The sequence below is a fragment of the Cnuella takakiae genome (assembly GCF_001953305.1).
GTDB classification, from domain to species: domain Bacteria; phylum Bacteroidota; class Bacteroidia; order Chitinophagales; family Chitinophagaceae; genus Flavisolibacter; species Flavisolibacter takakiae.
Genome location: NZ_MTFE01000010.1, coordinates 1,213,460 through 1,214,356 on the forward strand (window position 1 = coordinate 1,213,460; position 897 = coordinate 1,214,356).

The 897-nt window shown below is 50.2% G+C and carries 2 protein-coding genes; both read right to left on the bottom strand.

Going from position 1 to position 897, the window contains the following annotated elements; all coding sequences use genetic code 11:
• Window positions 1–333 (bottom strand): DDE-type integrase/transposase/recombinase (locus BUE76_RS24435; RefSeq protein WP_394333533.1); only part of this gene is annotated, 333 nt, incomplete at its 3' end.
• Window positions 334–431: 98 nt separating this feature from the next.
• Window positions 432–857 (bottom strand): transposase, encoded by a 426-nt coding sequence (locus tag BUE76_RS25330; protein ID WP_073048743.1) that lies wholly within the window; start codon window positions 855–857, stop codon window positions 432–434.
• Between the last annotated feature and the right edge of the window lie 40 nt (window positions 858–897).

Sequence of the window (897 nt, forward strand, 5' to 3'; positions counted from 1 at the left end):
GTTATCCGCCACAGCATAACCTACAATGCGGCGCGAATATGCGTCGGTGACCATGTTGAGGTACATCGTTCCTTCTTGTGTTTTCAGGTACGTTATGTCACTGACCCATACTTCATCAGGGCGCTTTGCTGCTGCTTCTTTCACCAGATTGGGCCACTTGCGCAGCCAGTGCCTGCTGTTGGTAGTTTGTACATACCTGCGCCGGGGTTTGATCAGCAGATCATGGCTGCCCAGCAGTGCAAACAAGCCATCACGACCTATCTTCAGCCCTTTACTGCGCAGTTCTTCGCCCATCAGGTGGTGCAACTTGCGGGTACCCAGGCGGGGTAACACTTTACGGTGCTTATCTACCAAAGCCTTCACCCGGGCTGCTCTGTGCTGTTTGGCTGCTGCATCTTTTGGCTGCTTGTACACCTGCTGACGGCAGTAGCCTAAGCTTTGGGCAATGATTCCGACGGGGATTGAGGACCTTCCCCCTGCCTTTGGTCGGAAGCTTGCTGTGACAGGGGTAAGTACTTTTTTCTGATCTCAGTGTGCAGCATATCATCTGCAATATCGATGGCACGGTTGAGTACCTGCTTTTCCTGCTCAAGCTGCCTGATCCTGGCTTCCAATTGTGCGATATAGGTTTTTGGGGGTGCTTTCTTCTTCATGGGTGTTTTGCTGCTCCAGTCCAAAGATCCGTGTTTACGCAACCATACCAATACAGTACTTCTACCCTGAATGCCGTACTTCTGTTGCGACTGCTTCCAGGTGAGGTGCCCTTTTTCAACTTCATCCACCACCTGCAACTTGAAGGCTAAACTGTAGTCCTTCTGAGTCCTTTTGCAATAATCCTTAACTCCAGTGTTACTCATATAAGTCAACTTTTGTGTCAACCTATTTTAGGACGAGGCA

Excerpts from the sequence above, each read along its gene's own strand:
- BUE76_RS25330 (WP_073048743.1), bottom strand. The coding sequence starts at position 857 with ATGAGTAACACTGGAGTTAAGGATTATTGCAAAAGGACTCAGAAGGAC.